Origin of the sequence: Delftia tsuruhatensis NBRC 16741, assembly GCF_001571325.1 — a bacterium.
GTDB classification, from domain to species: Bacteria; Pseudomonadota; Gammaproteobacteria; order Burkholderiales; family Burkholderiaceae_C; genus Comamonas; species Comamonas tsuruhatensis.
In genome coordinates this window covers 22,091-48,301 of record NZ_BCTO01000030.1, presented here as the reverse complement: position 1 = coordinate 48,301, position 26,211 = coordinate 22,091, and the positions used below count along the sequence as shown (strand labels likewise).

Sequence of the window (26,211 nt, the reverse complement as noted above, 5' to 3'; positions counted from 1 at the left end):
GTGGCCTGCCTCAATGCTTGGTGTCATGAGGGGGCATCACGAAGCCTTCGATGGCCTGGGTGTCGGGGTCCAGTTCGGCGAGGGGCTCGGCGGCGGCCTCGGCATCTTCATCCTCGGGCTCGGGCTGGGCCCAGAACATGCGGTCCGGGATGTAGTGGCCCATGCCGGGGCGAAAGCCGCTGTCCAGGCTGCGGTCCAGGTACTCCAGCGCCTCCTGCGTGGCCAGCCCCAGGTCGTTGCCGCTGGCCACCAGGGCCGTCAGCGCGGCCGACAGGGTGTCGCCCGAGCCGGTGAAGGTGGCGTCGAACATCTCGTACTTGCTGTTGCCCAGCACCGACTGCGCCGTGGCCAGCACGTTGTCCACGAACTGGTCGGGCAGGGGAATGCCGGTGACCAGCACGTAGGGCACTTCCAGGGCCTCGGCCGCCATGGCGATGTCGCGCGCCGTGGGGCTGCGGCTGTTGGTCCAGTCGGGCAGCAGCCAGCGCGACAGCGTACTGTGGCTTCCAACCAACACAGACGTTTGCGGAAGAACAAGTTCCTTGAGGGCGTCCATGTACTGGTCGAGCGGGTCTTCCTCCCACCACGACAGGTCGGGCATGTAACAGACGATGGGGATGTCGGGGTAGTCGGAGGCGATCTCGGCAATCGCTGCCAGGTTGCCCGGGCTGCCCACGAAACCGACCTTGATGGCGGACACGGGAATGTCCTCCAGCACGGCGCGCGCCTGCTCGGCCACGGCCTCGTCGTCAAAGGGGAAATGCTCGAAGATCTTGGCCGAATCGCGTGCGTAGGCACCCGTGACCACGGGCAGCGGATGGCCGCCGACCGAGGCGATGGTGGCGATATCGGCCGACAGGCCGCCCGCCCCGCTGGGGTCGCTGGCGTTGAAGACCAGCACGCAGACGGGCGCGGTTTCGTCCATCGGCTCGGTGTCGGGACTGGGGGAGTTGGAGGGGTTCAATGCCATGGCTCAGCCCAGTGTGCGCCCCGCCAGCGAAGGCCGTGGCGGGTGGTTGTGACTAGATACAATCGTTGCATTCTATGTGAAGGCCCTTTAAGCTGTGACCGACCCCAAAACTTGGATGTGCTTGATCTGCGGGTGGATCTATGACGAGGCGCAAGGCTGCCCCGAGCATGGCATCGCACCCCAGACGCGTTGGGAAGACGTGCCCATGAACTGGACCTGTCCCGAGTGCGGAGCACGTAAAGAAGACTTTGAGATGGTCGAAATCTGAGCGCGGGACCACCCGCGCCGACTCATACATTTCCGGGAGGTTTCTCAGTGACGACATCGGGCGCACCCTTGCGCGTACTCGTGGTGGATGACAGCAATACCATCCGCCGCAGCGCAGAAATCTTCCTCAAGCAGGGCGGGCACGAAGTGCTCCTGGCCGACGACGGCTTCGACGCACTGTCCAAGGTCAACGACTACCAGCCCCAGCTGATCTTCTGCGACATCCTCATGCCCAAGCTGGACGGCTACCAGACCTGCGCCATCATCAAGCGCAACGCGCGCTTTGCTGACACGCCTGTGGTCATGCTCTCGTCCAAGGACGGCGTATTCGACAAGGCGCGCGGGCGCATGGTGGGCTGCCAGGACTACCTCACGAAACCCTTCACCAAAGACCAGCTGCTGCAGGCCGTGGAGCAGTTCGGCAAGCAAACCATAGGAGCACTTTGATGCCCATCCGCAAAGTCCTGGTCGTGGACGACTCCAAGACCGAACTGATGTTTCTGTCCGACATGCTGCAAAAGCAGGGCCTGCAGGTACGCACGGCCGAGAATGGCGAAGAGGCCATGCGCAGCCTGGCCGAAGACCGTCCCGACCTGATCCTGATGGACGTGGTCATGCCCGGCCAGAACGGCTTTCAACTGACGCGTGCCATCACGCGCGACCCGCTGTACGCCGACCTGCCCATCATCATGTGCACCAGCAAGAACCAGGAGACCGACCGGGTCTGGGGCATGCGCCAGGGTGCGCGGGACTACATCACCAAGCCTGTGGATGCAGACGAGCTGCAGGCCAAGATCGCGGCGCTGAACTGATCTGGTGCGCTGCCCATGGCGAACCGTGAAGCACTGCGCGATCTGCAGTCCCGTCTGGCTGGCCGCCTTCAGGCCGCACGCAGCGAAGGCGTCAAGGTGGCGGCCTGGCTGGCCGTCCAGGCCGGCGGGCGCAACTACCTGATGCCGCTGGGCCAGTCCGGCGAGATCTTTCCCTGGGCCGGCGTGCAGCCTGTGCCCTATACAAAGCCCTGGTTCCTGGGCATTGCCAACCTGCGCGGCACCCTGGCCGGCGTGATCGACCTGGCCAGCCTGCTGGGCCACGGCGTGACACGCAGCGAACCGGCGCTGGCCGAGTCCAGCCTGCTGGCGTTCAATGCCGCGCTGGAAGTGAATGCGGCCCTGCTCGTGGACCGCCTGCAGGGCCTGCGCAGCGCCGACGCATTCGTGCGCACCGAGCCTGCGCCCGAGCACTCTCCCGCCTTTTTCGGCCCCGTGCATATCGATGAAGCGGGCCACCGCTGGCAGGAGCTGCAACTGCAGCGCCTGTCCCAAACCTCCGAGTTTCTGAGCATTCGCGCCTGAGTTTCTGAAGGTCGTCCCATGTCATTCTTGCAACGTCTTGCAAATCGCTTCCAACGCAAGCCGGCCGACGCCGGCTCCGGTGCGGACAACAGCATGCTCGGAGACACCGTCTCCCAGGATATGTACGCACTCGATGCGTCACTGACCGTGCAGGGCGCCCCCGACGCCATGCCGGGCCGCGACGGCGGCGCAGCCGTTGACCACGACATGGTGGCCCTGCCGCTGCTGGGCCGCGCGCCTGCCGCGCGCCACCAGCGCACGCTGTCCACCTTGCTGGGTGTGTCGGTGCTGGCCCTGGTGCTGGCGGCGGCCTGGGCCCTGCGCCAGGCCGACGGCTCGGCGCAGCAGCTGGCAGCCACCGGCCAGGCGCTGATGCAGTCGCAGCGTCTGGCCAAGTCGGTCTCGCAGGCGCTGACGGGCGCGGCATCCTCCTTTGTGGACGTGCAGGACAGCTCCGGCGTGCTGGCGCGCAACGTGCGCGCCATTGCCTCGGGCGACGACTCCATGGGCGTGCGCCCGCTGGGCGGCGCCTATGCCGACGAACTGGCCCAGATCACGCCGCTGATGGAGCGCGCCGAGCAAAGCGCCAAGGTGGTGATGGACCAAAAGCAGATCCTGACCCAGGTCGGCGACGCGCTGCGCACCATCAACCGGCAGTCCTCGGACCTGCTGGAGATCGCCGAAACCATCTCCTCGCTGAAGCTGCAGCAGGGCGCCAGCCCGGCGGAAATCTCCGCTGCCGGCCAGCTCGTGATGCTGACCCAGCGTATCGGCAAGTCGGCCAACGAATTCCAGACCGCCGAAGGCGTGAGCCCCGAGGCCGTGTTCCTGCTGGGCAAGGACTTGAACTCGTTCAAGGAAATCTCCGAAAGCCTGCTGAGCGGCAGCAGCGAGCTGCGCCTGCCCCCCACGCGCGACGCCCAGACCCGCGAGCAGATCGAGGCGCTGATCAAGCTCTACGAAGAGACCCGCAGCGAGGCCAGTGCCATTTTGGGCAACCTGCAGGGCCTGGTGTCCGCCCGCGAAGCCCAGACCGCCATCAACGCCGACAGCGAACCGCTGCGCCGCCATCTGGAAGACCTGCAGAACAAGCTGCAAAGCGGCGCCGGCATCGGCTCGCTGCCCATGGGCCTGCTGGCGCTGGCCACGGTGCTGGTGCTGCTGTGCGGCGTGGGCCTGTCCCGCGTGCAGCTGCTCGACAGCCGTCTGCGCCAGGAAGCGGCCGAACGCCGCCAGGAAGAGTCCCGCGTGCAGGAGCATGAAGCCAAGCGCATCAACGATGCGAACCAGGCCGCGATTTTGCGCTTGATGAACGAACTGCAATCGGTGGCCGAAGGCGATCTGACGCAGGAGGCCACCGTGACCGAGGACATCACCGGCGCCATTGCCGACTCGGTGAACTACACGGTGGAAGAGCTGCGCGCCCTGGTGGGCAGCGTGCAGAACACGGCAACGCGCGTGGCACAGACCACGGCCGAGGTGGATGCCAACTCCACCGAGCTGCTGGCCGCGTCGACCGAACAGCTGCGCGAGATCCGCGAAACCGGCCGCTCCGTGCTGGACATGGCAGGCCGCATCAACGAGGTCTCGACCCAGGCGCAGGAATCTGCCCAGGTGGCGCGCCAGTCGCTGGAAGCTGCGGACCTGGGCCTGAAGGCCGTGCAGAACGCCATCGGCGGCATGAACTCCATCCGCGATCAGATCCAGGAAACCTCCAAGCGCATCAAGCGGCTGGGCGAATCCTCGCAGGAGATCGGTGAAATCACCGAGCTGATTTCCGACATTACCGAGCAGACCAACGTGCTGGCGCTGAACGCCGCCATCCAGGCCGCATCGGCCGGTGAAGCCGGTCGCGGCTTCTCGGTGGTGGCCGAAGAAGTGCAGCGCCTGGCTGAGCGCTCGGCAGATGCGACGCGCCAGATCGCGGCGCTGGTGAAGGCGATTCAGACCGACACCCAGGATGCCGTGGCCGCCATGGAGCGCTCCACCCAGGGTGTGGTCGAGGGGGCGCGACTGTCCGACTCCGCAGGTACCGCGCTGACCGAGATCGATACCGTGTCGCGCCACCTGGCCGAGCTGATCGAGCTGATCTCCTCGTCCACCTCGCGCGAGGCCGTCCTGGCCAACGACGTGGCCGAGAACATCCAGCACATTTTCGCGGTGACGGAGCAGACGGGCGAAGGCACGCGCACCACGGCGCAGCAGGTGCGCGAACTCTCGCACATGGCCGAGGAACTGCGCCAGTCGGTGGCGCGTTTCAAGATTGCCTGACCCGGTCCAATATAGCTATGCACAGGCCCTAGGGGCTTGGGGAACTGTCCATGTCAGTGGTTGACGAATCGCAAACGGGCGCGGCGCAGGCCGCGCACACCGAACAGGACCTGGGCCCGCTGGCCTGGGTGCTCGATGAGCTGCGCAAGTCGCTGGAAGGCGCGAGCAAGGCCGTGGCGCGTTTCGTGCGCGATGCCGATGCGGCGCGCGCCTCGGACCTTGAGGAGCTTGACACCTCGGCCCTGCGCATCGCCCGCCAGCAGCTGCACCAGGCCTGCGGCGCCCTCGAAATGGTGGGCCTGGGCTCTCCGGCCCTGGTGCTGCGCGGCATGGAAAGCGCCGTGCAGCGCTTCGTGCAGCGCCCCGAGCTGTGCACCGACCAGGCCGCCGCCACGCTGGAGCGCGCCAGCTTTGCCCTGATCGAATACCTGGAAACCGTGCTGGCCGGCAAGACCGTCTCGGCCGTGGCCCTGTTTCCCCAATACCGCGACACCCAGGCGCTGGCCGGCAACGACAAGGTGCATCCGGCCGATCTGTGGCCTGCCGAGCGCCGCGCGCGCGAGCCCGAATGGGCGCGCCAGGCCGAGCCGCTGGCCTACGGGCCCGATGCCCGGGCCCTGCTCGACGGCGTGGTCCTGCGCATGGTCAAGAGCGATGACCGCGAGGCCGCCGCCCAGATGCGTGACCTGTGCCTGCGCTTTGCCGTGGCCCAGACCGAGGATGTCACCGCACGCAGCTTCTGGAAGGTGGCCGCTGGCTTCTTCGACGCGCAGTCGCGCGGCCTGATCGTTGTCGACCTCTATGTGAAGCGCATGGCCTCGCGCGTGCTGCTGCAGTACGCGGCCATGGCCAAGGGCGACCGCACGCCGCCTGCGCGCCTGCTGCAGGACCTGCTGTTCTTCTGCGCCCAGGCGCGCCCGGCCGAGCAGGCCGGCGCTGCCCTGCAGGCCGTGCGCCAGGCCTATGGCATGCAGGCCCAGCCGCAGGTGGACTACCAGCAGACCCGCTTTGGCCGCTACGACCCGGCCGTGCTGGTGCAGGCGCGCAAGCGCATCACCACGGCGGCGGAGACCTGGTCCGCCCTGGCAGGCGGCGACCGTGCGCGCACCAAGATCGTGGTGGACCAGTTCGCCCAGGTGGCCGAATCCCTGGTCAAGCTGCACCCGGCCAGCCATGGCCTGGCGCGCATGCTGATCAAGGTGGCCGAAACCGTGGCCCGCATCGGCGAGCCGCCGCCGGCGGAACTGGCCATGGAAGTGGCCACCTCCGTGCTCTATCTGCAGGCGGCCTTTGCCACCATGGACATGGGCGACGAGGAACTGGCCGAGCAATCCGCCAACCTGGTCCAGCGCCTGGAGGAATCCCTGCAGGGCGCGCCCGCCCGGCCGCTGGAGCCCTGGATGGAGGAGCTGTACCGCCAGGCCAGCGACCACCAGACCATGGGCTCGGTCGTGGGCGAATTGCGTGCCACGCTGGCCGAGGCCGAGCGGCACCTGGACCAGTATTTCCGCAACCCCGCCGATGCCACCGTGCTGGCGCCGGTGTCTGGCCAGATGGCGCAGATGCGCGGCGTGCTGTCCGTGCTGGGTCTGGACCAGGCCACCCAGGCCATGCAGCGCATGCGCGAAACCGTGGAGCGGCTGGTATTGGGCGAGATCGCCGAGTCAGAACGTGCCCAGGTCTTCGACAAGCTGGGCAACAGCCTGGGCGCCATGGGTTTCCTGATCGACATGCTGAGCTACCAGCGCAGCATGGCGCGCAAGCTCTTTGTCTATGACGAGGCCGAAGGCGGTCTGCGCATCCTGATGGGCCGCCGTGGCCACCGCGCCGACGACGCGGGCAAGGCGCCCGAGCAGCTGCCGGCCCTGGACACCGCCGCCGTGCCGCCGCAGCGCGAAGCCGTTGCCGTGGCCCAGCCGCTGCCCGTGCCCCAGATCCAGCCCGCCGAGACTGCGCAGGACCTGCCTGCCGAACCCGCTGCGGCAGCACCGTCGGTGCCGGCGCCGCCGCCACCCTCCGTGGACCTTGTGCCCGAACCCCTGCCGCAGGCGACTGCCGCCGGGCAGCAAGCGCTGGCCGACGATGCCGAACTGGCGCAATTCGCCAAGGCGCTCGAGATACCCGCCGAAGCGGCTCAAGCAGCTGACGTGGCTGAAGCGGCCGAACCGGTGCCCGGCCCTGCTGCCGCTGCCGCCACGGCTCAGCCCGAACCCCTGCCTGAACCCGTTCCCCCGCTGGCCGGTCTGACCGTCTCGGAAGATGATTCCGACGACGAAATCCTGAGCATCTTCCTGGAAGAGGCCCGCGAGGTCGTGGACAACGGCCTGCAGGCGCTGCGCACCCTGGCCGATGAGCCCGGCAACCTCAGCGAACAGACCACGCTGCGTCGCGCCTTCCATACGCTCAAGGGCAGCTCGCGCATGGTCGGCCTGGATGAATTCGGCGAAGCCGGCTGGGCCATGGAGCAAATGCTCAATGCCTGGCTGGCCGAGCAAAAGCCCATGCCCCAGCCCATGCAGGAGCTGGCCAGCGACGCGCTGCGCGCCTTTGGCGCCTGGGCTTCGGCCATCGAGCGCCAGCAGGCCGATGCCTGGCTGGCCACGCCCTTCCGCGCCGCAGCCGATGCCATGCGCCTGGAAGGCGTGCGCGCCGACGTGGCCCTGGTGCCGCGCGCCGACCGCCGCACGCAGGCCGAGCCTGCCGCGGTCGAGGCGCCGGTGGAGCCCTTCGCCGCAGTGGAGCAGCAGCTGCAGGCCGAGCAGCGGGAAGCCCCCGAGCCGGCCGTGCCCGCCGAGACCGCCGGGCCCGCCGGTGACCTGGACATTGCGCTGGACTTCGGTCTGCTGGACCTGGACCCCCAGCCTGCGGCGGCCGTGCCCGAACAGTCGCAGGGTTCAACGCAGCCGGAGACCGCCGAGGCACCCGCCGCGCTGGCCACCGACGCGGTGGAGGAGCTGGACTTCGCCGCCTTCGAGGCGGCCATGCGCGACAGCGAGCAGGAAGCCCTGGCCGTTGTCTCGGGCGACCAGCCCGCGCTGCCCGGCACAGAGACCGTGCCCGAGGCACATGCCGACGCGCTGCCCGAGCTGCAAGCAGAAGCAGGCGCAGAAGCTGTAGGCGAAGTCGAAGCCGAAGCCGAAGTTGAAGCCGAAGAGCAGGCTCCGCACGCCGCCGTGCCGCTGGCGCCTTTCGAGGGGCTGGATCTGGACCTGACTCCGGCAGCCGCACCTGCCGAGGCCATCGAAGCCGTAGAAGCTTCCGAGGCGGAAACCCCGCAGGAGCTGCATACCGAATCCGTGGCCGATGAGGCGCCTGCGGTGGCTGAGGAGTCCGGCGCACAGGAGCCGTCCGGCGTCGATGCCGATGGCTTCAAGGTCGTGGACGGCCTGCGCATCAGCGCGCCGCTGTACAACGTCTATCTCAACGAGGCCGACGAATGGTCGCGCCGCCTGGACCTGTCGCTGCAGCAATGGGCGACCGAGCCCGGCGAGCCCGTGCCCGATGACGCCATCGCCTTCGCGCATTCGCTGGCCGGCAGCTCGGCCACCGTGGGCTTCAAGGCCTTGTCGGACCTGGCGCGCCTGCTGGAGCATGCGCTGGCCCATCTGCAGCCGCAGCGCTGCGGCACGCCTGAGCAGGTCGCCGCCTGCATTGCGGCTTCCGACGAGGTGCAGCGCCTGCTGCACCAGTTCGCGGCCGGCTTCCTCAAGACACCCCAGCCGGGCGTGGAAGAAGCACTGCAGGCACTGCTGGCGCTGGATATCGAAGTCGCGGACGCTCCGGACAGCCGGCTCGATGCGCTGCTGCCGGAGCCGTTGCCGCAGCCTGGCACGGATGCCGTGCTCGACGCCGGCGCCCATGCGCAGGCCCAGGCACAGGACGTGGCGCCGCTGGCCTATTCCATGCGCCCCCTGGTCAACGACGCACGCCAGGAAGCCGAGCTGCAGCGCCGCATCGATGAGGCCATCGCCCATGCGGTGGCCGTGGGCAACGACCTGGACGACGACATCGACGCCCTGGACGAGGTGGACCCCGACCTGTTCCCCATCTTCGAGGAAGAGGCCATCGAGCTGCTGCCCCGCCTGGGCGCTGCGCTGCGTCGCTGGCATGGCCGGCCTTCCCTGGACGAGGCGCGCCACGAAACGCTGCGCGCCCTGCACACCCTCAAGGGCAGTGCCCGGCTGGCTGGCGCCATGCGCCTGGGCGAAATGGCCCATCGGCTGGAATCCGCCGTCGAGCGGGTCGACAGCGAATCTCCCACGGCCGAGCAGATCGAGCCCTTGCTGGGCAACTTCGACGCATTGCAGGCCGGCTTCGACGTGCTGCGCGTTGCGGGCGAACAGGTGCAGGATGGGCCGCTGGGCCTGGCCGATGGGCCGGACCAGGCCGAGCCTGCCGCCTCTGCGGTGTCTTCTGACGCCACGGCCTCCGACGCCTCGGGCGCTGGCGCATCCCCGGCGCCAGCCGACGCACAGCCGGCTCCTGTCACCGCGCCGCTGCGTGCGGGCGCCCACCAGACGGTGCGCGTGCGCGCCCAGTTGCTGGACCGCCTGATCAGCCAGGCCGGCGAGGTGCTGATTGCGCGCTCGCGTGTCGATGCGCGCCTGGCCCAGGCCCGTGGCTCGCTGGACGAGCTGGCCGGCAACCTGGAGCGCCTGCGCATGCAGCTGCGCGACATCGAGGTCCAGGCCGAGAGCCAGATGCAGTCGCGCCTGGCCCTGTCCAAGGACTCGGCGGCCGGCTTCGACCCGCTTGAGTTCGACCGCTTCACGCGGGTGCAGGAACTCACGCGCATGATGGCCGAGTCGGTCAACGACGTGGCCACCGTGCAGCGCAACCTGCAGCGCGACATGGCGGGCGCCGAGGACGACCTGGTCGCCCAGGGCCGCCAGGCGCGCGAGCTGCAGCGCGACCTGCTGCGCACGCGCATGGTGGAGTTCGACTCCCTGGCCGAGCGCCTGTATGCCGTGGTCCGCCAGACCTCCAAGGAAATGGGCAAGCAGGTGCGGCTGAACATCCTCGGCGGCACCATTGAAATGGACCGGGGCATGCTGGACCGCATGATGCCGGCCTTCGAGCACCTGCTGCGCAACTGCGTGGCCCACGGCATCGAGCCGCCCGAGCAGCGCACCGCTGCCGGCAAGCCGGCCATGGGCACCATCGAAATCATCCTGAGCCAGGAGCGCAACGACGTGGCGCTGTCGGTGGAGGACGATGGCGCCGGCCTGAACCTGCAGCGCATCCGCGACAAGGCCGTGGCCCAGGGCCTGTGGCCCGAGGACCAGACGCTGACGGAGCAGGACGCCGGCCGCCTGATCTTCGAGCCCGGCTTCACCACCGCCACCGAGGTGACCGGCGTGGCCGGCCGGGGCATCGGCATGGACGTGGTGCGCTCCGAGGTCAACGCGCTGGGCGGCCGCATCGAGACCCACAGCGAAGCGGGCCGGGGCAGTGCCTTCCGCCTCGTGCTGCCGCTGACCACGGCCGTCACCCAGGTGGTCATGCTGCGCGCGGGCCGGCTGCTGGTCGGCGTGCCGGCCAGCCTGGTGGAAATTGTGCGCCGTGCGCCCTTGGATCTGCTGCAGCAGGCCTATGCCAGCCACGGCTTTGAAGATGGCGGCGAGACCCTGCCTTTCTACTGGGCGGGCGCGCTGTGGCAGTCCTCCCTGCGCAGCGAGGAAACCGTGGGCCGCACCCGGCCCGTGGTCATCCTGCGCAGCGCGTCGCAGCGCATTGCGCTGCACGTGGACGAAGTGCTGGGCAACCAGGAAGTGGTGATCAAGAACCTCGGCCCCCAGCTGGCCCGCCTGCCCGGCCTGACCGGCATGTCGGTGCTGGCCTCGGGCGCCGTGGTCCAGATCTACAACCCTGTGGCGCTGGCCAACGTCTATGGCGACGAGGTGCGCGCCCGGACCGAAGAGGCCGAGCGTGCCGCCGGCCAGGGCGACGGCGAAGCCGTGCCGGCCAGCGCGGGACCGGTCTCGGTGCCGCTGGTGCTGGTGGTGGACGACTCCATCACCGTGCGCCGCGTCACCCAGCGCCTGCTGCAGCGCGAAGGCTACCGCGTGGCCCTGGCGGCCGACGGCCTGCAGGCCATGGAGCGCCTGGCCGAGGAGCGCCCGACCCTGGTGCTGTCCGACATCGAGATGCCGCGCATGGACGGCTTCGACCTGCTGCGCAACATCCGCGCCGACGAGGCCCTGCGCGACCTGCCCGTGGTCATGATCACCTCGCGCATCGCCCAGAAGCACCGCGAGATGGCGCGCCAGCTGGGCGCCAACCACTACCTGGGCAAGCCCTACTCGGACGAGGAACTGCTGGGCCTGATCCAGCACTATTCCCTGCAAGGGAACAGCACCCAGCCTGCGCCGCTGTCACTGCAGACGGAGACGCAGGTGCTGGGCGAAGAGGCCTGAGCCTCGGCGGCCAGCCCTCGCCCCGCAAAAAAGGAGCAGCCAGCGCTGCTCCTTTTTTCTTGGCTCCGGTGTCTTTGCACCGGCTTCCTTCAGCCCGCCTGCTTGACCACGCCGTAGCGGGCCAGCGTGCGCTCGCGCGCGGCTGCGTGGTCCACCACGGGATGGGGATAGTCCGTGCCCAGCACCACGCCGGCCTCGGCCAGCTCCAGCGGCCGGGCCTGCCAGGGCGCGTGGCGCAGCGCGGCGGGCAGGCGGGCCAGTTCGGGCACGTAGCGCTCGATGAAGCGCGCGTCGGCATCGAACTTCTGGCTTTGCGTGATGGGGTTGAAGATGCGGAACCAGGGCTGGGCGTCGCAGCCCGTGGAGGCCGCCCACTGCCAGCCGCCGTTGTTGGCCGCCAGGTCGAAGTCGTTGAGCTGGCGCGCAAACCAGGCCTCGCCCCGGCGCCAGTCTATGCCCAGATCCTTGACCAGGAAGCTGGCCGCCACCATGCGCAGCCGGTTGTGCATGTAGCCCGTGGTGTTGAGCTGGCGCATGGCGGCATCGACCAGCGGATAGCCGGTGCGGCCCTCGCACCAGGCGGCGTACAGCGCATCGGCCTCGGGGCCGGTATCCCACACGATGGCGTCGTAGGCGGGCTTGAAGCTGGCGTGCACCACGTGCGGATGGTGGGCCAGGATCTGGAAATAGAAGTCGCGCCAGACCAGCTCGGACAGCCAGGTGGCGGCTCCCTCGCTGTCGTGCGGCTGCTGCTGCGTCTGCTCCCAGGCCAGCCTTGCCAGGCGGCGGATGGAGACCGTGCCAAAGCGCAGGTGCACGCTCAGGTAGCTGGGGCCCTTGACGGCGGGAAAGTCGCGCGCCTGCCTGTAGCGCCGCAGGCGCGGCAGGAAGTCGGCCAGCAGTTCCTCGGCGCCAGCGCAGCCCGTGGGCAGGCGCAGGCCGTCCAGCGTGCCGGCCTCAAAGCCCAGGTCGGCTGCGGTGGGCACGGGGCGGCGCTCGCCTTCGGGGCGTGGCGCCAGGCGCTCGGGCAGGTCGCGATCGCTGGGGTAGGCGGACAGGAAGAACGGCGTGACCTGGCGCAGCCAGGCGTTCTTGTACGGCGTGAACACCGAGAACGGCGCGCCGGCCTGGGTCAGCACCTCGTCGCGCGCAAAGACCATGTGGTCCTTGAAGCTGTGCAGGGCCACGCCCTCGGCGGCCAGGGCCTGGCGCACGCGGGCGTCGCGGGCCAGTGCGTCGGGCTCGTCGTCCCAGTTGCAGAACACGGCCTGGGCGCCGAGCTGCCGGGCCAGGGCCGGGATCTGCTCAGCGGGCCGGCCGCGGCGCACGATGAGGCCGGTGTCGGCGCGGCCCGAGGCCTCGCGCAGCGCATCGTCCAGGCCCGTCAGGCTCTGGCAGATGAACTCCACGCGCCGGTCGGCACGGGGCAGGGGGGCGAGGATGTCGTCGTCGAAGATGAACACGCAATGCACCTGCCGGCACTGGCGCAGCGCATGGTAGAGGGCGGCATGGTCGGACAGGCGCAGGTCGCGCCGCAGCCAGACCAAGCCCACAGGGTAAGAAGGTGGCATGGATCGCCGGTAAAATCCGTCGTTATGTCTGCTGAAACTGCGCCTATCAATCTGACGCACCACTTCCTGATTGCCATGCCTGGCCTGGAAGACGAAGCGTTCTCGCGCAGTGTGATCTACCTGTGCGAACACAGCGAGCGCGGTGCGCTCGGTCTGATTATCAACAAGCCCTCGCAGCTTACGCTGGAAGGCCTGCTGGAAAAGGTGGATCTGGCCCTGGGCCGCGAGGACCTTCGCGGCAACCGCGTCTTCAACGGCGGGCCCGTACAGACCGATCGCGGCTTCGTGCTGCACGATCCCATGGTGATCGAAGGCGCGCCCGACGACGAGTCCGCCTACGCCTCGACCATGACCATTCCCGGCGGCCTGGAGATGACCACCTCCAAGGACGTGCTCGAAGCCCTGTCCGACGGCGCAGGCCCCAAGCGCCTGCTGGTCACCCTGGGCTACGCGTCCTGGGGCGAGGGCCAGCTGGAGTCGGAGCTGGCCGAAAACGCCTGGCTCACGGTGGGCGCCGACGCCAACGTCATCTTCGATACCCCGGTCGACGACCGCTATGACCGCGCCCTGGGCCTGCTGGGCCTGCAGCGCTGGATGATCTCGCCCGAAGCGGGGCGCGCATGAGCCTGCCCGCTCCCGAGTCCCAGGCAGCAGCGGCAGCCGGCACGGCCGTGCCGCCCACCGTTCCCTCCCATTTCCAGAGTTTCGTGGCCTTCGATTTCGGGGCCAAGCGCACGGGCTGCGCCGTGGGCACGCGCATGCTGCGCTCGGCCAACCCGCTGCCCACCATCCGCGCCGAGGCCGGCGAGGCCCGCCTGGCCCAGGCCGGCGAGCGCATCAAGGAGTGGCAGCCCGATGCGCTGGTCATCGGCGTGCCCTACCACCCCGACGGCAATGCGCACGAGAACACGGCGCGGGCGAAGAAATTCGGCCGCCAGCTCAAGAGCCGCTTCGGCCTGCCTGTCTACGAGGTGGACGAGCGCTACAGCACCACCGAGGCCCTGGCCGGTGGCGCAAGGGATGCCGATGCGGCCTCGGCCTGCATCATTCTTGAACAGTTTTTGAGGAGTCTTCCATGAGTGAATCCATTGCGGGAGCCGGCAGCCTGGTGCTGGACGCCGAGGCCCTGTACCGCGAACTGCTGCGCGGCGTGCGCAGCCTCATGGGGCCTGAAACCCGCCTGGCCGGCATCACCTCGGGCGGCGCCTGGCTGGTGGAGCGCCTGCACAAGGACCTGAACCTGCCCGGCAACCCCAGCGTGCTGTCCTCGGCCCTGCACCGCGACGACTTCGCGCAGCGCGGCATGGCCACCAGCGCCCAGACGCAGATCGACTTTGACGTCAACGGCGCCGACATCCTGGTGCTGGACGACGTGCTCTACACCGGCCGCACCGTGCGCGCCGTGCTCAACGAACTCTATGACTACGGCCGCCCGGCCTGCGTGCGCCTGGCGGTGCTGGTGGACCGGGGCGGGCGCGAGCTGCCCTTCCAGGCCGACTTTGCCGCCGCGCGCATCGCGCTGCCGGCCGACCGCCTGCTGTCGCTGGCGCGCGATGACGCCGGCGTCTTCCAATTCCGCATCCAAGAGGCCTGACCGTGCTGTACAAGCGCAATCCCCAGCTCAACAAGAACGGCGAACTGATCCACCTGCTGTCCACCGAAGGACTGTCCAAGGACATCCTGACCCACATCCTGGACACGGCGGCCAACTTCGTCAGCGTCAATGACCGCGAGGTCAAGAAGGTGCCGCTGCTGCGCGGCAAGAGCGTGTTCAACCTGTTCTTCGAGAACAGCACGCGCACGCGCACCACGTTCGAGATCGCGGCCAAGCGCCTGTCGGCCGACGTGTTCAACCTGGACATCGCGCGCAGCTCGGCCAGCAAGGGCGAGTCGCTGCTGGACACCATCGCCAACCTCTCGGCCATGGCCGCCGACATCTTCGTCGTGCGCCACAGCGAGTCGGGTGCGCCCTACCTCATCGCCCAGCATGTGGCGCCCCATGTCCACGTGGTCAATGCCGGCGACGGCCGCCACGCCCACCCCACGCAGGGGCTGCTGGACATGTACACCATCCGCCACTACAAGAAGGACTTCGCCAACCTGCGCGTGGCCATCGTGGGCGATGTGCTGCATTCGCGCGTGGCGCGCTCCGACATCCATGCGCTGACCACGCTGGGCGCGGCCGAAGTGCGCGTTGTCGGCCCGCGCACCCTGGTGCCGCCGGACCTGGCGCAGATGGGCGTGCGCGTCTTCCACACGCTGGAAGAGGGCATCCGGGACTGCGACGTGATCATCATGCTGCGCCTGCAGAACGAGCGCATGAGCGGCGCCCTGCTGCCGTCCAGCCAGGAATACTTCAAGAGCTTCGGCCTCACGGCCGAGAAGCTGCGCCTGGCCAAGCCGGACGCCATCGTCATGCACCCGGGACCCATCAACCGCGGCGTGGAGATCGACTCCGAAGTGGTCGATGGCCCGCAGGCCGTGATCCTGTCGCAGGTGTCCTTCGGCATCGCGGTCCGCATGGCCGTCATGTCCATCGTCGCCGGCAACGAGGCTTGAAATGAAGCACCCCCTGAGCGACTGCGTCGCTTCCCCCTCTCTCGCTACGCGGGAGGGGGGCGTACGGGCAGCCGGCGACGCCCTCGCTGCAGGGCGGCCTTTGCTCGGCGTCCCTGAGATGGGCCATGCTTTTTCCATGCCCGGTGTCCTGGACTGAGTTCAGGCGCTTTTTGTGAATGCAAATGTTTTTGATCGCCGCAGGCCGCAGCCCATGCGCCGCCTGCGGTCTACGGGGTAGCAAACCATGAAGATACTCATCCGCAACGGCCGAGTGATGGACCCGGCACGGGGCCTGGACCAGCAGGCCGACGTGGCCATCGACGGCGGCAAGGTGCTGGCCATCGGCAAGGCGCCCGAGGGATTTGCCGCAGAACGCGAGATCGATGCCGCCGGCTGCTGGGTGCTGCCGGGCCTGGTCGATCTGGCCGTGCGCCTGCGCGAGCCCGGCCACGAGCACGAAGGCATGCTGCAGTCCGAGATGGCCGCCTCGGTGGCCGGTGGCGTGACCAGCCTGGTCTGCCCGCCTGATACCGATCCCGTGCTCGACGAGCAGGGCCTGGTGGAGATGCTCAAGTTCCGCGCCGAGAAGCTGCACCAGTCGCGCCTGTTCCCGCTGGGCGCGCTGACGCTGGGCCTCAAGGGCGAGGTGCTGACCGAAATGGCCGAGCTGACCGAGTCCGGCTGCATCGGCTTCGGCCAGGCCGAGGTGCCCATGACCAGCACCCAGACCCTGCAGCGCGCCCTGGCGTATGCGGCCACCTACGGCTACACCGTGTGGCTGCGCCCGCAGGAGCTGTACCTGGGCAAGGGCGTGGCCGCCAGCGGCCCGCTGGCCACGCGCATGGGCCTGTCCGGCGTGCCCGTGGCGGCCGAGACGATTGCCCTGCACACCATCTTCGAGCTGATGCGCGGCACCCAGGCGCGCGTGCACCTGTGCCGCCTGTCCAGCGCCGCAGGCGTGGAACTGGTGCGCCGTGCCAAGGCCGAAGGCCTGCAGGTCACGGCCGACGTGTCCATCAACTCGCTGCACCTGACCGATACCGACATCGGCTACTTCGACAGCAGCGCCCGCGTCACGCCGCCGCTGCGCCAGCAGCGCGACCGCGATGCGCTGTCTGCCGCGCTGGCCGATGGCACCATCGACGCCCTGGTCTCCGACCACACGCCCGTCGATGAGGATGCCAAGGTCCTGCCCTTTGCCGAGGCCGAGCCCGGCGCCACGGGCGTGGAGCTGCTGCTGTCGCTGGCCGTCAAGTGGTCGCAGGACGGTGGCGTGCCTTTGAACCGTGCCCTGGCCGCCATCACGGCATCGCCCGTGCAGGTGCTGGGATCGGCGCTGGGCGAGCTGCAGGGGCAGCTGGGCCGGCTGGCCGAGGGCGGCGTGGCCGACCTGTGCATCGTCGATCCGCAGGCGGCCTGGACGGTCAAGCCCCAGGAGCTGGCCAGCCAGGGCAAGAGCACGCCCTTCGGCGGCTACGAACTGCCGGCCCGCGTGCGCTGCACGCTGGTCGACGGCCATATCGCTTACGAACGCCGCTGAACATGAGCCGTCTGCGCAGGGGAGGGCGCGCCACGCTGCGCGCAGCGCGCCTGTTCGGCCATGTGTGCAAGGGGCTGTGGATCGTGGCCCTGCGCTTTCCGCAGCTGCCCGAGGAGCGCCAGCACGCCCATGTGCAGGCCTGGGCCCTGCAGTTGCTGGCCCATGCGGGCGTGCGCCTGGAGATCCAGGGCGAGCCGCCGAGCCAGGGCCCCGTGCTCATGGTCAGCAACCATATTTCCTGGCTCGACATTCCCGTGCTGCATGCGGCGCGGCATTGCCGCTTCATCTCCAAGTCCGACGTCAAGGGCTGGCCGCTGATCGGCACGCTGGCCACGGCGGCGGGCACGCTGTACATCGAGCGCACCTCGCGCCGCGATGCGCGGCGCATGGTGCAGAGCATGGAGGAATCCCTGCAGCGCCGCGAGATCCTGGCCATCTTCCCGGAAGGCACGACGGGCGACGGCCGCAAGCTGCTGCCCTTCCATGCCAATTTGCTGCAGGCGGCCGTGCAGATCGGTGCGCCCGTGCTGCCCGTGGGCCTGCGCTTCATCGACGGCGCCACCGGCCAGATCAGCCACGCGCCCAGCTACGAGGGCGATGAAACCCTGCTGGGCTCCATCTGGCGCACGCTGTGCGCCGACGACCTGGTCGCCGCCGTCCACTATGGCCAGCCGCAGACGGCCGATGGCCGCGACCGCCGCGTCTGGGCCCAGGACCTGCATGCCGAGGTGGACCGGCTGCGCCAGGCCTGAACCTTGCCAGCGACATGACAGACACCTTCTCGCTTCGGCCCTCGCGGCCCGATGACCTTCCGGCCCTGAACGCCGTGCTCTGGGCCACCTACGACAGCACCTGGAAGCCGCAGCTGACGGCGGACAAGGATGCGCGGTTCCGCGCCTCGGGCCGCACCGCGCAGTACGTGCAGTCGCGCGGCCACCTGTTCTGGGTGGCCGAGTGCGATGGCGTGGTGGCCGGCTTCGTGGACCGCGTGGATGACTTCATCGGCGCCCTGCATGTGCTGCCGGCCTGGCAGGGGCGCGGCGTGGGCCGTGCGCTGCTGGCCCACGCGGAGCAGGCCATGCGCGCCGACGGCCACGCCCAGGTGCGGCTGGAGACCGACAGCTTCAACACCCAGGCCCTGGGCTTTTACACGGCGCAGGGATATGCCACGCTGGACACCTATCCCGACGAGGAATGGGACTGCGGCCTGACCACGGTGCTCATGGGCAAGCCGCTGGCCTGAAGGCCAGGGCGGAGCAGGCCTGCCCTCAGTTGCTGTAGGGCTGTCGCTCCAGCACCAGGTTGGCGAAGTCCTCCACCAGGTCGGCGCCCAGTTCCTCGATGGCGTCGTCCTCCTCGTCAAAGGCCCAGACCACGCGGATGTCCGTGCCCTTTTGCCCGGCCTGGTCCAGCAGCGCGAACAGCGAGCGCAGGCCCATGGTGGAGGCGCTGTTGATGTACTGCAGCTTCATCTCGGCCACGAAGCGAGGAGGCTGGCTGGCCTCGAAATACCGGCCCAGCATGGACAGGATGGGGTTGAAGAAGGGCAGGGGATTTTCGGGATAGCACTCGCCTTCGATGCGCAGAAGCTGCTCGGCCGGCGAGAAGACCACTTCGGGCGTGACGGAGGTGCGTTCGGATTTCAATGCTTGCATGGCGGCAGGTCGGTTCGTTGAAGGACGCCCGGCGTTCAGATCAGCGCCTTGACGTGGAATACGGCATGGGGCGCGGTCTCGGCGGCGTCCTCTCCCGTGGCGATGTGGTACTGCAGCGGTGCCGAGGCATCGCGCGCAATGGTCAGCCAGCCCAGGCCCGCGCCCCGGCTGATGTCGTCGCTGGTGCCGTGGTCCGTGTTGTGCAGCTGGGCCTTGTAGGCGGCCTTGATCTCGGGGTGGCTCATGGCGCGCACGGCATCCAGCTTGGCGGCCAGGCGCGGCACATGCTCGCTGCGCACGGCATTGCTGCAGGCGATCCAGAAGCGGGCCGGCGCCTGCTCGGCGCCCGCCTCCTTGGCACAGGCCAGCGCATCGATGCGGCCCACGCCGATGGCGCCCTGTGGCACGGGCGCACTGAGCGCCTGGCGGGGGCCGGTTTCGGCCGCAGGCAGGGGCGCTGCGTAGTGCAGCACGTTCTGCGCCATCTCGATGAAGGTGGAAAACAGCTTGCGCTTGGCGCTGCTCGATCCGTCCTCGCTGGCCAGGCGGCTCTTGAGCGTGTCGGCCGCCGCCTGGATCACGTGGGGGTTGAAGGTGCCCGCGTAGTACAGCAGCAGGCCGTTGTGCTCGGCCTGGGCGCGCATCTGAGCGAATTCGGCCGGGCTCATGGCTGGCCTTGCACGCAGGTGGCGGGCTGCAGGGCCTGGTTGCGCCAGACCAGCAGAGACACATCGTCGCGCCGGCGCTGCGTGCCCTGCCACTGGGCGAAGGCCTGCCGGAATTCGGCGCAGGCCTGGGCGGCGGGGCGGTCCTGCTGCTCGTGCAGGAAGCGCGCCAGGCGCTTTCTGCCGTGGGCGATCTGGCGCGGCCCACCCAACTGGTCGATGACGCCATCGGTGGCCACCATCAGCAGCGAGCCAGGCGCGACCTCCAGCACCTGCGTGCTCCAGGCCGCGTCGTCGGGCGTGGTCGCATAGCCTATGCCCAGCTTGTCGCCGGCATGGATCTGCACCTGGGCCGCCTCCTGCACGCCGGGCGGCGCCACCAGCAGGTCCAGCCGGGCCGATGCAAAGCGCAGTTGCGTGCCGCAGGGCGACTGCAGGAACAGCGCGGCGTCCAGGCCATCGCTGGAGGTCTTCTCCGCCGGCAGGCCGTCGGCGGGGGCCGCTGGTGCGCCCCAGGCCGGCTGGGCGTCGCGGGTGCGCTGCTGCAGCACGCGCTTGATGTAGCGGTTCATCTGGCCCAGCAGGGCGCCGGGGTCGATGGCGGCGCCGGTGCCGGCGCTGGTGCCGATACCTGCAGGCGCCACGGCCTGTTCGAGGAAGGACAGGGCAATCAGCGTCATGAAGGCGCCCGGCACGCCGTGGCCCGTGCAGTCGAACATGCAGCCCAGCAGGCCCTGCGGTGTGGCACGGAAGAAATACGCATCGCCGCCCACCACGTCGCGCGGCTCCCACAGCAGGCCGTGGTCGGCCAGCTGGCTGGCCAGCACGCGGTCGGACTCGACCAGGTGCGAGCGCTGGATCAGGCTGGCGTAGTCGATGCTGGCCATGAGCTGGCGCGTCTTGTCGGCCTCGATGTCGGACATGGCGGCCATCAGCGCGTGGCCAGTGCCTATGCCTGCATAGCGGCCTTCCTCGACGGTGATGAAGCCGTCCTTGAGCACGCGGCTGCCGCTGGCCAGCGCCTGCTGCACCAGCTGGTCGATGGGCAGGCCGGCCGCCACCACCATGGGCGCGGTGTCGGTGAATACCAGGCAGCTGCGGCGGCCGAACACGTCGCGCGCAAAGGGCCGCGCGTACTGCTCCATGAAGCGCTGGCGGTTGATCAGGCCCAGCGGCCGGTCGTCGGCCACCACGGCCAGGGTTTCGAGCAGGGGCTGCTCGCTGAACAGCCGGTGCACGTCCTCGTTGCTGGTGTCGGGGGGAATCGGCGCCGTGGGCTGGCTGAGCTGGCCTGCGCGGGCCAGCAGGCGTGGCGCGGCGGGCGCAGGGGCAAGCGCCGGAACCGGTGTCGGAGCAGATGCAGCGTGCTGCGTGGAGGAGGGGTCCAGAGCAAACATGGGTGGCCTTGAATTGTCGCAAGATGTGACAGATTCTGGGTTTCACCCATGACCGTCGGATGACAAAGGCCTGGACGGCGCGGCGGCGGCCGCCTGCTCAGGCCGCTGCGGTCTGCGCAGTGCCCTGTCTCTCGCGCGGGAAGGCGACCACGTGATTCATGTCCAGCCGTATGCCCACCCACTCGCCCACCGCATGGTCGTGGTGGCTGGGCACATGGGCCAGCACGCTGTGGCCGCTGGCCAGCTCCAGCGTGTAGAGGAACTCCGAGCCGCGAAACGCCTTGCGCAGGATGCGCGCCTGCACGGGCGAGGCATCGTCGTGCACCACATCGTCGGCGCGCAGCAGCACATCGCACTCGCCGTCCGCAAACTGCGCAGGCAGCGGGCAGGTGGCCGGATCGACCAGATCGCCCAGCGCCGTGCGCGCCACCACGCCGCCGGCACCGCTGGGCGCCAGCGTGGCCGGCACGAAGACGCCGTGGCCGATGAAGTCCGCCACGAAGCGCGTGGCCGGCCGGTGGTACAGCGAATAGGCGTCGTCCCACTGCTGCAGCTGCCCCTGGTGGACCACGCCGATCATGTCGCCGATGGCAAACGCCTCCAGCTGGTCGTGCGTGACGAACAGGGCCGTGGCGCCTGCGGCCTTGAGGATGCCGCGCACCTCATGCGCCAGGCGCTCGCGCAGGTCCACGTCGAGGTTGGAAAACGGCTCGTCCAGCAGCATCAGCTGCGGGCTGGGCGCCAGCGCGCGGGCCAGCGCCACGCGCTGCTGCTGGCCGCCTGACAGCTCGTGCGGAAACCTTCCTGCACTGCCGGCCAGGCCCACCAGCTCCAGCACCTCGGCCACGCGCTCGGCCTGGCGCGCCTTGGGCAGATGGTGGATGCCGAAGGCCACGTTGCGGCCCACGTTCAGATGGGGGAACAGCGCATAGTCCTGGAACACCATGCCGATGCGCCGCTGCTCGGGAGGGAGCGAGAAATCCGCGCTGCCCACGAGCTGGCCGTCGATGCGGATCTCGCCGCCGCTCACGGGCTCCAGGCCCGCCACGGCACGCAGCAGCGTGGTCTTGCCGCAGCCCGAGGGGCCGATGAGCACGCCGATGTCGCCAGCGGCCAGATTCAGCGTGACGCCCTGCACGGCAGGCCTGTCGCGGCCCGGGTAGCGCACCTCGAGTTGGGAGACGGTCAAAAACATGCGGCGATTGTAGAACCGCGCAAATGAATAGAATTCGCATTTGCATTGGCGGGCCAGGGGCATGCCCGGAGCCCGCCGACTCCAGCAGCCCGCAGGCACGTCCGGTCTCGGCGGCACCTCGGCCCACAGGCCGGTGGCTGCCGCGGATCCCGGCCCGTTCCATAGCCCGGCAGCCAGATCCTCCCCCTCATCCTCTAGCCGAGACCTCCGCTTTGCGCCGTCTGTCGTCCGTACTCCGCTCCCTTCCCCTGCTCCTGCTGGCCCTGGTGCTGATGCTGCCCGTGCTGGCCGTGCTCGGCTCCTGGCTGCCTCTGGGGCAGGGCGATGCCCTGGCCGGCTCCATCCTGCGCGAGATGGCCGCCACCGTGCTGCCCGGCTACCTGTGGACCACGGTCTGGCTGGGCCTGCTGGTGGCGCTGGGCGCGGCCATCGTGGGCACGGGCACGGCGGCGGCCGTGACGCTGTTCGACTTCCGGGGCCGGCGCCAGCTGGAATGGCTGCTGCTGCTGCCGCTGGCCATGCCGGCCTATGTCACTGCCTATGCCTATACCGACTTCCTGCAGTTCAGCGGCGCGCTGCAGACCTGGATGCGCGACACCTATGGCCTGGAAGGCCGGCTCCTGCCCGAGGTGCGCAGCCTCGGCGGCGCGGTCTGGGTCTTCATCTTCTCGCTCTACCCGTATGTCTACCTGCTGGCGCGCACCGCGCTGGGCGAGCGCGCCGCGCACCTGATGGAGGCCGCACGCCTGATGGGCGCGCCGCTGTCGCGGCGCATCTGGTCGGTGGCGCTGCCGCTGGCGCGCCCGGCCGTGGCCGCTGGCGTGGCCCTGGTGGTGATGGAGACGCTGGCCGACTTCGGCGTGGTCAGCTATTTCGGCATACAGACCTTCACCACGGGCATCTACAAGGCCTGGCTGTCCATGGACAACCGCATTGCCGCTGCGCAGCTGGCCACCTTCCTGCTGGTGCTGGTGGTGCTGCTGCTGCAGCTGGAGCTGCGCGCGCAGCGGCGCATGCGCTTCGTCACCGGCAGCACGGGCCGCGCCGGCTCGGCCGAGGCGCAGCCGCTGCGCCTGCGCGGCTGGCGCTGCGCGCTGGCCTGGCTGGTGTGCCTGCTGCCTGTGCTCATGGGCTTTGTGGCGCCCGTGTTCTTCATGCTGCGCCCGCTGGCGGCCGACTGGTCGGTGCTGCCCTGGGACCGCTTCCTCGACTGGGCGCTCAACAGCGTGCGCCTGGGCGCCATCACCTCGGTGCTGGCCGTCATCATCGCCGTGGCCCTGGCGTTTGCCGTGCGCCGCCACAAGGAGTCGGCCGTCACGCGCGGCGTGGTGCAACTGGCCAGCCTGGGCTATGCGGTGCCGGGCGCCGTGGTCGTCGTCGGCCTGCTGCTGCCCGTGGGCTGGGTGCAGCAGGTGCGGCCCGAATGGGGGTTTGCCGGCCTGGTCACGGCCACCGCCGTGGGCATTGTCTGGGCCTACCTGGTGCGCTTTTGCGCCGTGGCCCTGCAGTCCATGCAAAGCGGCTATGCGCGCATCGCGCCCAGCCTGGACGACTCGGCCCGCATGCTGGGCGCGGGCGCCTGGGGCATGCTGTCGCGCGTGCACTGGCCGCTGCTCAGGCGCTCCACGGCGGCGGCGGCGCTGCTGGTCTTCGTCGATGTGATGAAGGAGCTGCCCGCCACCATGGTGCTGCGCCCCTTCAACAGCGACACCCTGGCCGTCGTGGCCTACCAGCTCGCGCGCGACGAACGCCTGGGCGAGGCCGCCCTGCCGTCGCTGGCCCTGGTGCTGGTGGGCCTGATCCCCGTGATCATGCTCAGCCGCACGCTGCGCGCCGAGCGCCCGGGCACGGCCCGCTGAGCCTGCGCCGCCGGGCGCTGCAAAGCGCGGCCCGGCAAACCCCGCTACGCTCGCGCCATGCACGCCAGAGTCCTGCGCTATCTCGACGAAGTAGTCCGCCGCGGTTCCATCCGCAAGGCGGCCGAACATCTGCACGTGGCCCCCACGGCCGTCAACCGCCAGATCCTCGACCTGGAGGCCGAGCTGGGCACGCCCCTGTTCGAGCGCATCCACAAGCGCCTGCGCCTCACCCCGACGGGCGAGATGGTGCTGGCCCATGTGCGCGCCACGCTGCGCGAGCATGCGGCGCTGCGCGAGCGCATTGCCGAACTGCAGGGCGCGCGCAGCGGCGAGATCACCGTGGCCGCGACCACGGGGCTGGCCGGCTCGCTGCTGCCCTCGCTGGTGCATGAATTCCGCCAGCGTCACCCGGGCATCGTGGTGCGCATCATCGACCTGCCCCTGAGCGACATCGCGGCCGCCGTGGAAGGCGGCGACGCCGACCTGGGCCTGGCCTACGACCTGTCCGAACGCCCCGCGCTGCGCGCGCTGGCCACCAGCGAATGGCAGATCGGCGCCATCGTGCCGCCCCGGCATGCGCTGGCGCGCCAATCGTCCGTGCTGCTCAGCGAGTGCATAGGCCATCCGCTCATCCTGCCCGCGCCGCCGCTGTCCATCCGCAGCCTGCTGGACGAAGCCTTTGCGCGCAACGCCATCGAGGTCACGCCCGTGGCCGAGTCCACCTCCATGGCGCTGATCCAGCGCCTGGTCATGCTGGGCGAGGGCATCGCCCTGCTCAACCCGCTGGACGTGATGGAGGAGCGCAGCCGCAATGCCCTGGTCTTCGTGCCTTTGCGCGATGCGCATCTGCGGCGGCAGACGCTGGTGCTGACCGGCCGGGCCAGGGGGCAGTTGAGCGCGGCGGGCGAGCTGATGGCCCAGTCCATCGGCCAGGCGCTGGCAAGGCTGTTTGCCGGGGGGCGGTGAGTCTTAGGCACTTGTCCACTTTTTGTGGACACATCGGGCGGAATTCAGCGCTATCGGCAATGGCGTGTCCTTCCTAGACTGGCGGCTTTTCCATTTCGAAGAAGAGAACGCCATGACCTTGATCGCACTGAACGCCGATGTACTCGTCACCATGGATGCGCAGCGCCGCGAGATCCGCGACGGCGCCCTGGTGGCCGACGGCCCGGCCGTGCAATGGGTGGGCGCCACGGCCGATCTGCCGCCGCAGTACCGCCGCATGGTGGACGACGGCACGGCCCAGGTGCTGGACATGCGCGGCCGCGTGGTGATGCCGGGCCTGGTCAACACGCACCACCACATGTACCAGAGCCTCACGCGCGCCGTGCCTGCCGCGCAGGATGCGGAGCTGTTCTCGTGGCTGACCAACCTGTACATGCTGTGGTCGCACCTCACGCCGGAGATGATCCACGTCTCCACCCAGACCGCCATGGCCGAGCTGATGCTGTCGGGCTGCACCACCACCAGCGACCACCTGTACCTGTATCCGAATGGCGCTCGGCTGGATGACTCCATCGCCGCGGCGCAGCAGATGGGCATGCGCTTTCATGCGGCGCGCGGCTCCATGAGCCTGGGCCGCAGCAAGGGCGGCCTGCCGCCCGACGCGGTGGTGGAGGAAGAGGAAGCCATCCTGCGCGACAGCCTGCGCCTGATCCAGCAGTACCACGACAGCGCACGCCACTCCATGCTGCGCGTGGTGCTGGCGCCGTGCTCGCCGTTTTCGGTGACGCGCGAGCTGATGCGCGAGTCCGCCGTGCTGGCGCGTGCGCATGGCGTGTCGCTGCACACCCACCTGGCCGAGAACGACAACGACGTCGCCTTCTCTCGCGAGAAATTCGGCCTCACCCCCGCGCAGTACGCCGAAAGCCTGGGCTGGGTCGGCCCCGATGTCTGGCATGCCCACTGCGTCAAGCTCGATGCCGAGGGCATTGCGCTGTTCGCGCGCACGGGCACGGGCGTGGCGCATTGCCCGTGCTCCAACATGCGCCTGGCCTCGGGCATTGCGCCCGTGCGCACCATGCGCGATGCGGGCGTGCCCGTGGGCCTGGGCGTGGACGGCAGCGCCTCCAACGACGGCGCCCACATGCTGGGCGAGGCGCGCCAGGCCCTGCTGCTGCAGCGCGTGGGCCACGGCCCTGCCGCCATGGGCGCGCGCGAGGCGCTGGAGATCGCCACCCTGGGCGGCGCGCGCGTGCTGGGGCGCGACGACATCGGCGCGCTGGCGCCGGGCATGTCGGCCGACTTCGTGGCCTTCGACATGTCGGGCGTGGGTTACGCGGGCGCAGGCCATGACCCCGTGGCCGCGCTCGTGTTCTGCACGCCCACCGACGTGTCCACCAGCGTCATCAACGGCCGTGTCGTGGTGCGTGACGGCCACCTGCTCACGGCCGACCTGCCGCGCGTGCTGACCCGCCACCGCGAACTGGCCCGCACGCTGTTCGAGCGCGCAGCGGGCCACTGACATCACCCTGCAGCGCGGCAGGCCGGC

Annotated in this window: 22 protein-coding genes; 16 read left to right on the top strand and 6 right to left on the bottom strand. The window is 69.5% G+C overall.

Annotated elements, in window-relative coordinates:
* Nucleotides 1-10: 10 nt before the first annotated feature.
* Nucleotides 11-970, bottom strand: coding sequence for a bifunctional hydroxymethylpyrimidine kinase/phosphomethylpyrimidine kinase (gene thiD, locus DTS01S_RS15405; RefSeq protein ID WP_016453190.1), 960 nt, complete (start codon nt 968-970; stop codon nt 11-13).
* A 115-nt stretch (nt 971-1,085) separates the two neighbouring features.
* Between thiD and DTS01S_RS29685 the strand changes: the two genes are divergently transcribed.
* Genes DTS01S_RS29685 through DTS01S_RS15380 form a run of 6 tightly spaced genes read left to right on the top strand, consistent with a single transcriptional unit; the run spans nt 1,086 to nt 11,279 of the window.
* A complete protein-coding gene (locus DTS01S_RS29685) occupies nt 1,086-1,238 on the top strand; it encodes a rubredoxin (protein ID WP_017406135.1) in 153 nt (50 codons plus the stop codon).
* Nucleotides 1,239-1,285: 47 nt separating this feature from the next.
* A complete protein-coding gene (locus DTS01S_RS15400) occupies nt 1,286-1,684 on the top strand; it encodes a response regulator (RefSeq protein WP_016447937.1) in 399 nt (132 codons plus the stop codon).
* Entirely contained in the window at nt 1,684-2,049 is a 366-nt protein-coding gene (locus DTS01S_RS15395; RefSeq protein WP_016447936.1) for a response regulator, read from the top strand. The genes DTS01S_RS15400 and DTS01S_RS15395 overlap by 1 nt, the downstream gene beginning before the upstream one ends.
* Before the next feature lie 15 nt (nt 2,050-2,064).
* Entirely contained in the window at nt 2,065-2,592 is a 528-nt protein-coding gene (locus DTS01S_RS15390) for a chemotaxis protein CheW (RefSeq protein ID WP_016447935.1), read from the top strand.
* An 18-nt stretch (nt 2,593-2,610) separates the two neighbouring features.
* Nucleotides 2,611-4,863, top strand: a complete 2,253-nt coding sequence (locus tag DTS01S_RS15385) for a methyl-accepting chemotaxis protein (RefSeq protein WP_016447934.1) — start codon at nt 2,611-2,613, stop codon at nt 4,861-4,863.
* Nucleotides 4,864-4,913: 50 nt separating this feature from the next.
* Nucleotides 4,914-11,279 carry an Hpt domain-containing protein gene (locus tag DTS01S_RS15380; protein WP_061288042.1) on the top strand — a complete coding sequence of 2,122 codons (6,366 nt, stop codon included), beginning with the start codon at nt 4,914-4,916 and terminating at the stop codon, nt 11,277-11,279.
* An 89-nt stretch (nt 11,280-11,368) separates the two neighbouring features.
* On the opposite strand, the gene DTS01S_RS15375 is transcribed toward DTS01S_RS15380, so the two are convergent.
* Nucleotides 11,369-12,850: a cryptochrome/photolyase family protein gene (locus DTS01S_RS15375; RefSeq protein WP_061288040.1), complete on the bottom strand. Its 1,482-nt coding sequence runs from the start codon at nt 12,848-12,850 to the stop codon at nt 11,369-11,371.
* A 24-nt stretch (nt 12,851-12,874) separates the two neighbouring features.
* Between DTS01S_RS15375 and DTS01S_RS15370 the strand changes: the two genes are divergently transcribed.
* From DTS01S_RS15370 to DTS01S_RS15340, 7 genes are all read left to right on the top strand, one after another.
* The gene (locus tag DTS01S_RS15370) at nt 12,875-13,474 is read left to right on the top strand and encodes a YqgE/AlgH family protein (RefSeq protein WP_012203507.1); all 600 of its coding nucleotides are present in this window, start codon (nt 12,875-12,877) and stop codon (nt 13,472-13,474) included.
* Nucleotides 13,471-13,929, top strand: coding sequence for a Holliday junction resolvase RuvX (gene ruvX / locus DTS01S_RS15365; RefSeq protein ID WP_012203508.1), 459 nt, complete (start codon nt 13,471-13,473; stop codon nt 13,927-13,929). The genes DTS01S_RS15370 and ruvX overlap by 4 nt, the downstream gene beginning before the upstream one ends.
* The gene (pyrR, locus tag DTS01S_RS15360; RefSeq protein ID WP_013804027.1) at nt 13,926-14,444 is read left to right on the top strand and encodes a bifunctional pyr operon transcriptional regulator/uracil phosphoribosyltransferase PyrR; all 519 of its coding nucleotides are present in this window, start codon (nt 13,926-13,928) and stop codon (nt 14,442-14,444) included. The genes ruvX and pyrR overlap by 4 nt, the downstream gene beginning before the upstream one ends.
* Before the next feature lie 2 nt (nt 14,445-14,446).
* Nucleotides 14,447-15,409, top strand: a complete 963-nt coding sequence (locus DTS01S_RS15355; protein WP_012203510.1) for an aspartate carbamoyltransferase catalytic subunit — start codon at nt 14,447-14,449, stop codon at nt 15,407-15,409.
* A 244-nt stretch (nt 15,410-15,653) separates the two neighbouring features.
* A complete protein-coding gene (locus DTS01S_RS15350; RefSeq protein ID WP_046986993.1) occupies nt 15,654-16,949 on the top strand; it encodes a dihydroorotase in 1,296 nt (431 codons plus the stop codon).
* A 2-nt stretch (nt 16,950-16,951) separates the two neighbouring features.
* On the top strand, nt 16,952-17,701 hold the full coding sequence (locus tag DTS01S_RS15345; protein WP_016453195.1) for a lysophospholipid acyltransferase family protein: 750 nt from the start codon (nt 16,952-16,954) through the stop codon (nt 17,699-17,701).
* A 14-nt stretch (nt 17,702-17,715) separates the two neighbouring features.
* Nucleotides 17,716-18,192: a GNAT family N-acetyltransferase gene (locus DTS01S_RS15340; RefSeq protein WP_016447927.1), complete on the top strand. Its 477-nt coding sequence runs from the start codon at nt 17,716-17,718 to the stop codon at nt 18,190-18,192.
* A gap of 25 nt (nt 18,193-18,217) precedes the next feature.
* Here the strand turns inward: DTS01S_RS15340 and DTS01S_RS15335 are convergent, their stop codons facing one another.
* The 4 genes from DTS01S_RS15335 to DTS01S_RS15320 all read right to left on the bottom strand — a co-directional run bounded on the left by DTS01S_RS15335 (nt 18,218) and on the right by DTS01S_RS15320 (nt 21,861).
* The gene (locus tag DTS01S_RS15335) at nt 18,218-18,604 is read right to left on the bottom strand and encodes a DUF1987 domain-containing protein (RefSeq protein ID WP_016447926.1); all 387 of its coding nucleotides are present in this window, start codon (nt 18,602-18,604) and stop codon (nt 18,218-18,220) included.
* 35 nt (nt 18,605-18,639) lie between these two features.
* On the bottom strand, nt 18,640-19,272 hold the full coding sequence (locus DTS01S_RS15330; RefSeq protein WP_061288038.1) for a DUF6272 family protein: 633 nt from the start codon (nt 19,270-19,272) through the stop codon (nt 18,640-18,642).
* Nucleotides 19,269-20,666 carry a SpoIIE family protein phosphatase gene (locus DTS01S_RS15325; RefSeq protein WP_061288037.1) on the bottom strand — a complete coding sequence of 466 codons (1,398 nt, stop codon included), beginning with the start codon at nt 20,664-20,666 and terminating at the stop codon, nt 19,269-19,271. The genes DTS01S_RS15330 and DTS01S_RS15325 overlap by 4 nt, the downstream gene beginning before the upstream one ends.
* A gap of 97 nt (nt 20,667-20,763) precedes the next feature.
* Nucleotides 20,764-21,861, bottom strand: coding sequence for an ABC transporter ATP-binding protein (locus tag DTS01S_RS15320; RefSeq protein WP_061288097.1), 1,098 nt, complete (start codon nt 21,859-21,861; stop codon nt 20,764-20,766).
* Between the two features lie 212 nt (nt 21,862-22,073).
* Between DTS01S_RS15320 and DTS01S_RS15315 the strand changes: the two genes are divergently transcribed.
* The 3 genes from DTS01S_RS15315 to DTS01S_RS15305 all read left to right on the top strand — a co-directional run bounded on the left by DTS01S_RS15315 (nt 22,074) and on the right by DTS01S_RS15305 (nt 26,184).
* Entirely contained in the window at nt 22,074-23,720 is a 1,647-nt protein-coding gene (locus DTS01S_RS15315; protein WP_061288035.1) for an ABC transporter permease, read from the top strand.
* Nucleotides 23,721-23,777: 57 nt separating this feature from the next.
* Nucleotides 23,778-24,686, top strand: a complete 909-nt coding sequence (locus DTS01S_RS15310; protein WP_012203519.1) for a LysR family transcriptional regulator — start codon at nt 23,778-23,780, stop codon at nt 24,684-24,686.
* Between the two features lie 112 nt (nt 24,687-24,798).
* The gene (locus DTS01S_RS15305; RefSeq protein ID WP_013804017.1) at nt 24,799-26,184 is read left to right on the top strand and encodes an 8-oxoguanine deaminase; all 1,386 of its coding nucleotides are present in this window, start codon (nt 24,799-24,801) and stop codon (nt 26,182-26,184) included.
* The last annotated feature ends 27 nt before the right edge of the window (nt 26,185-26,211 follow it).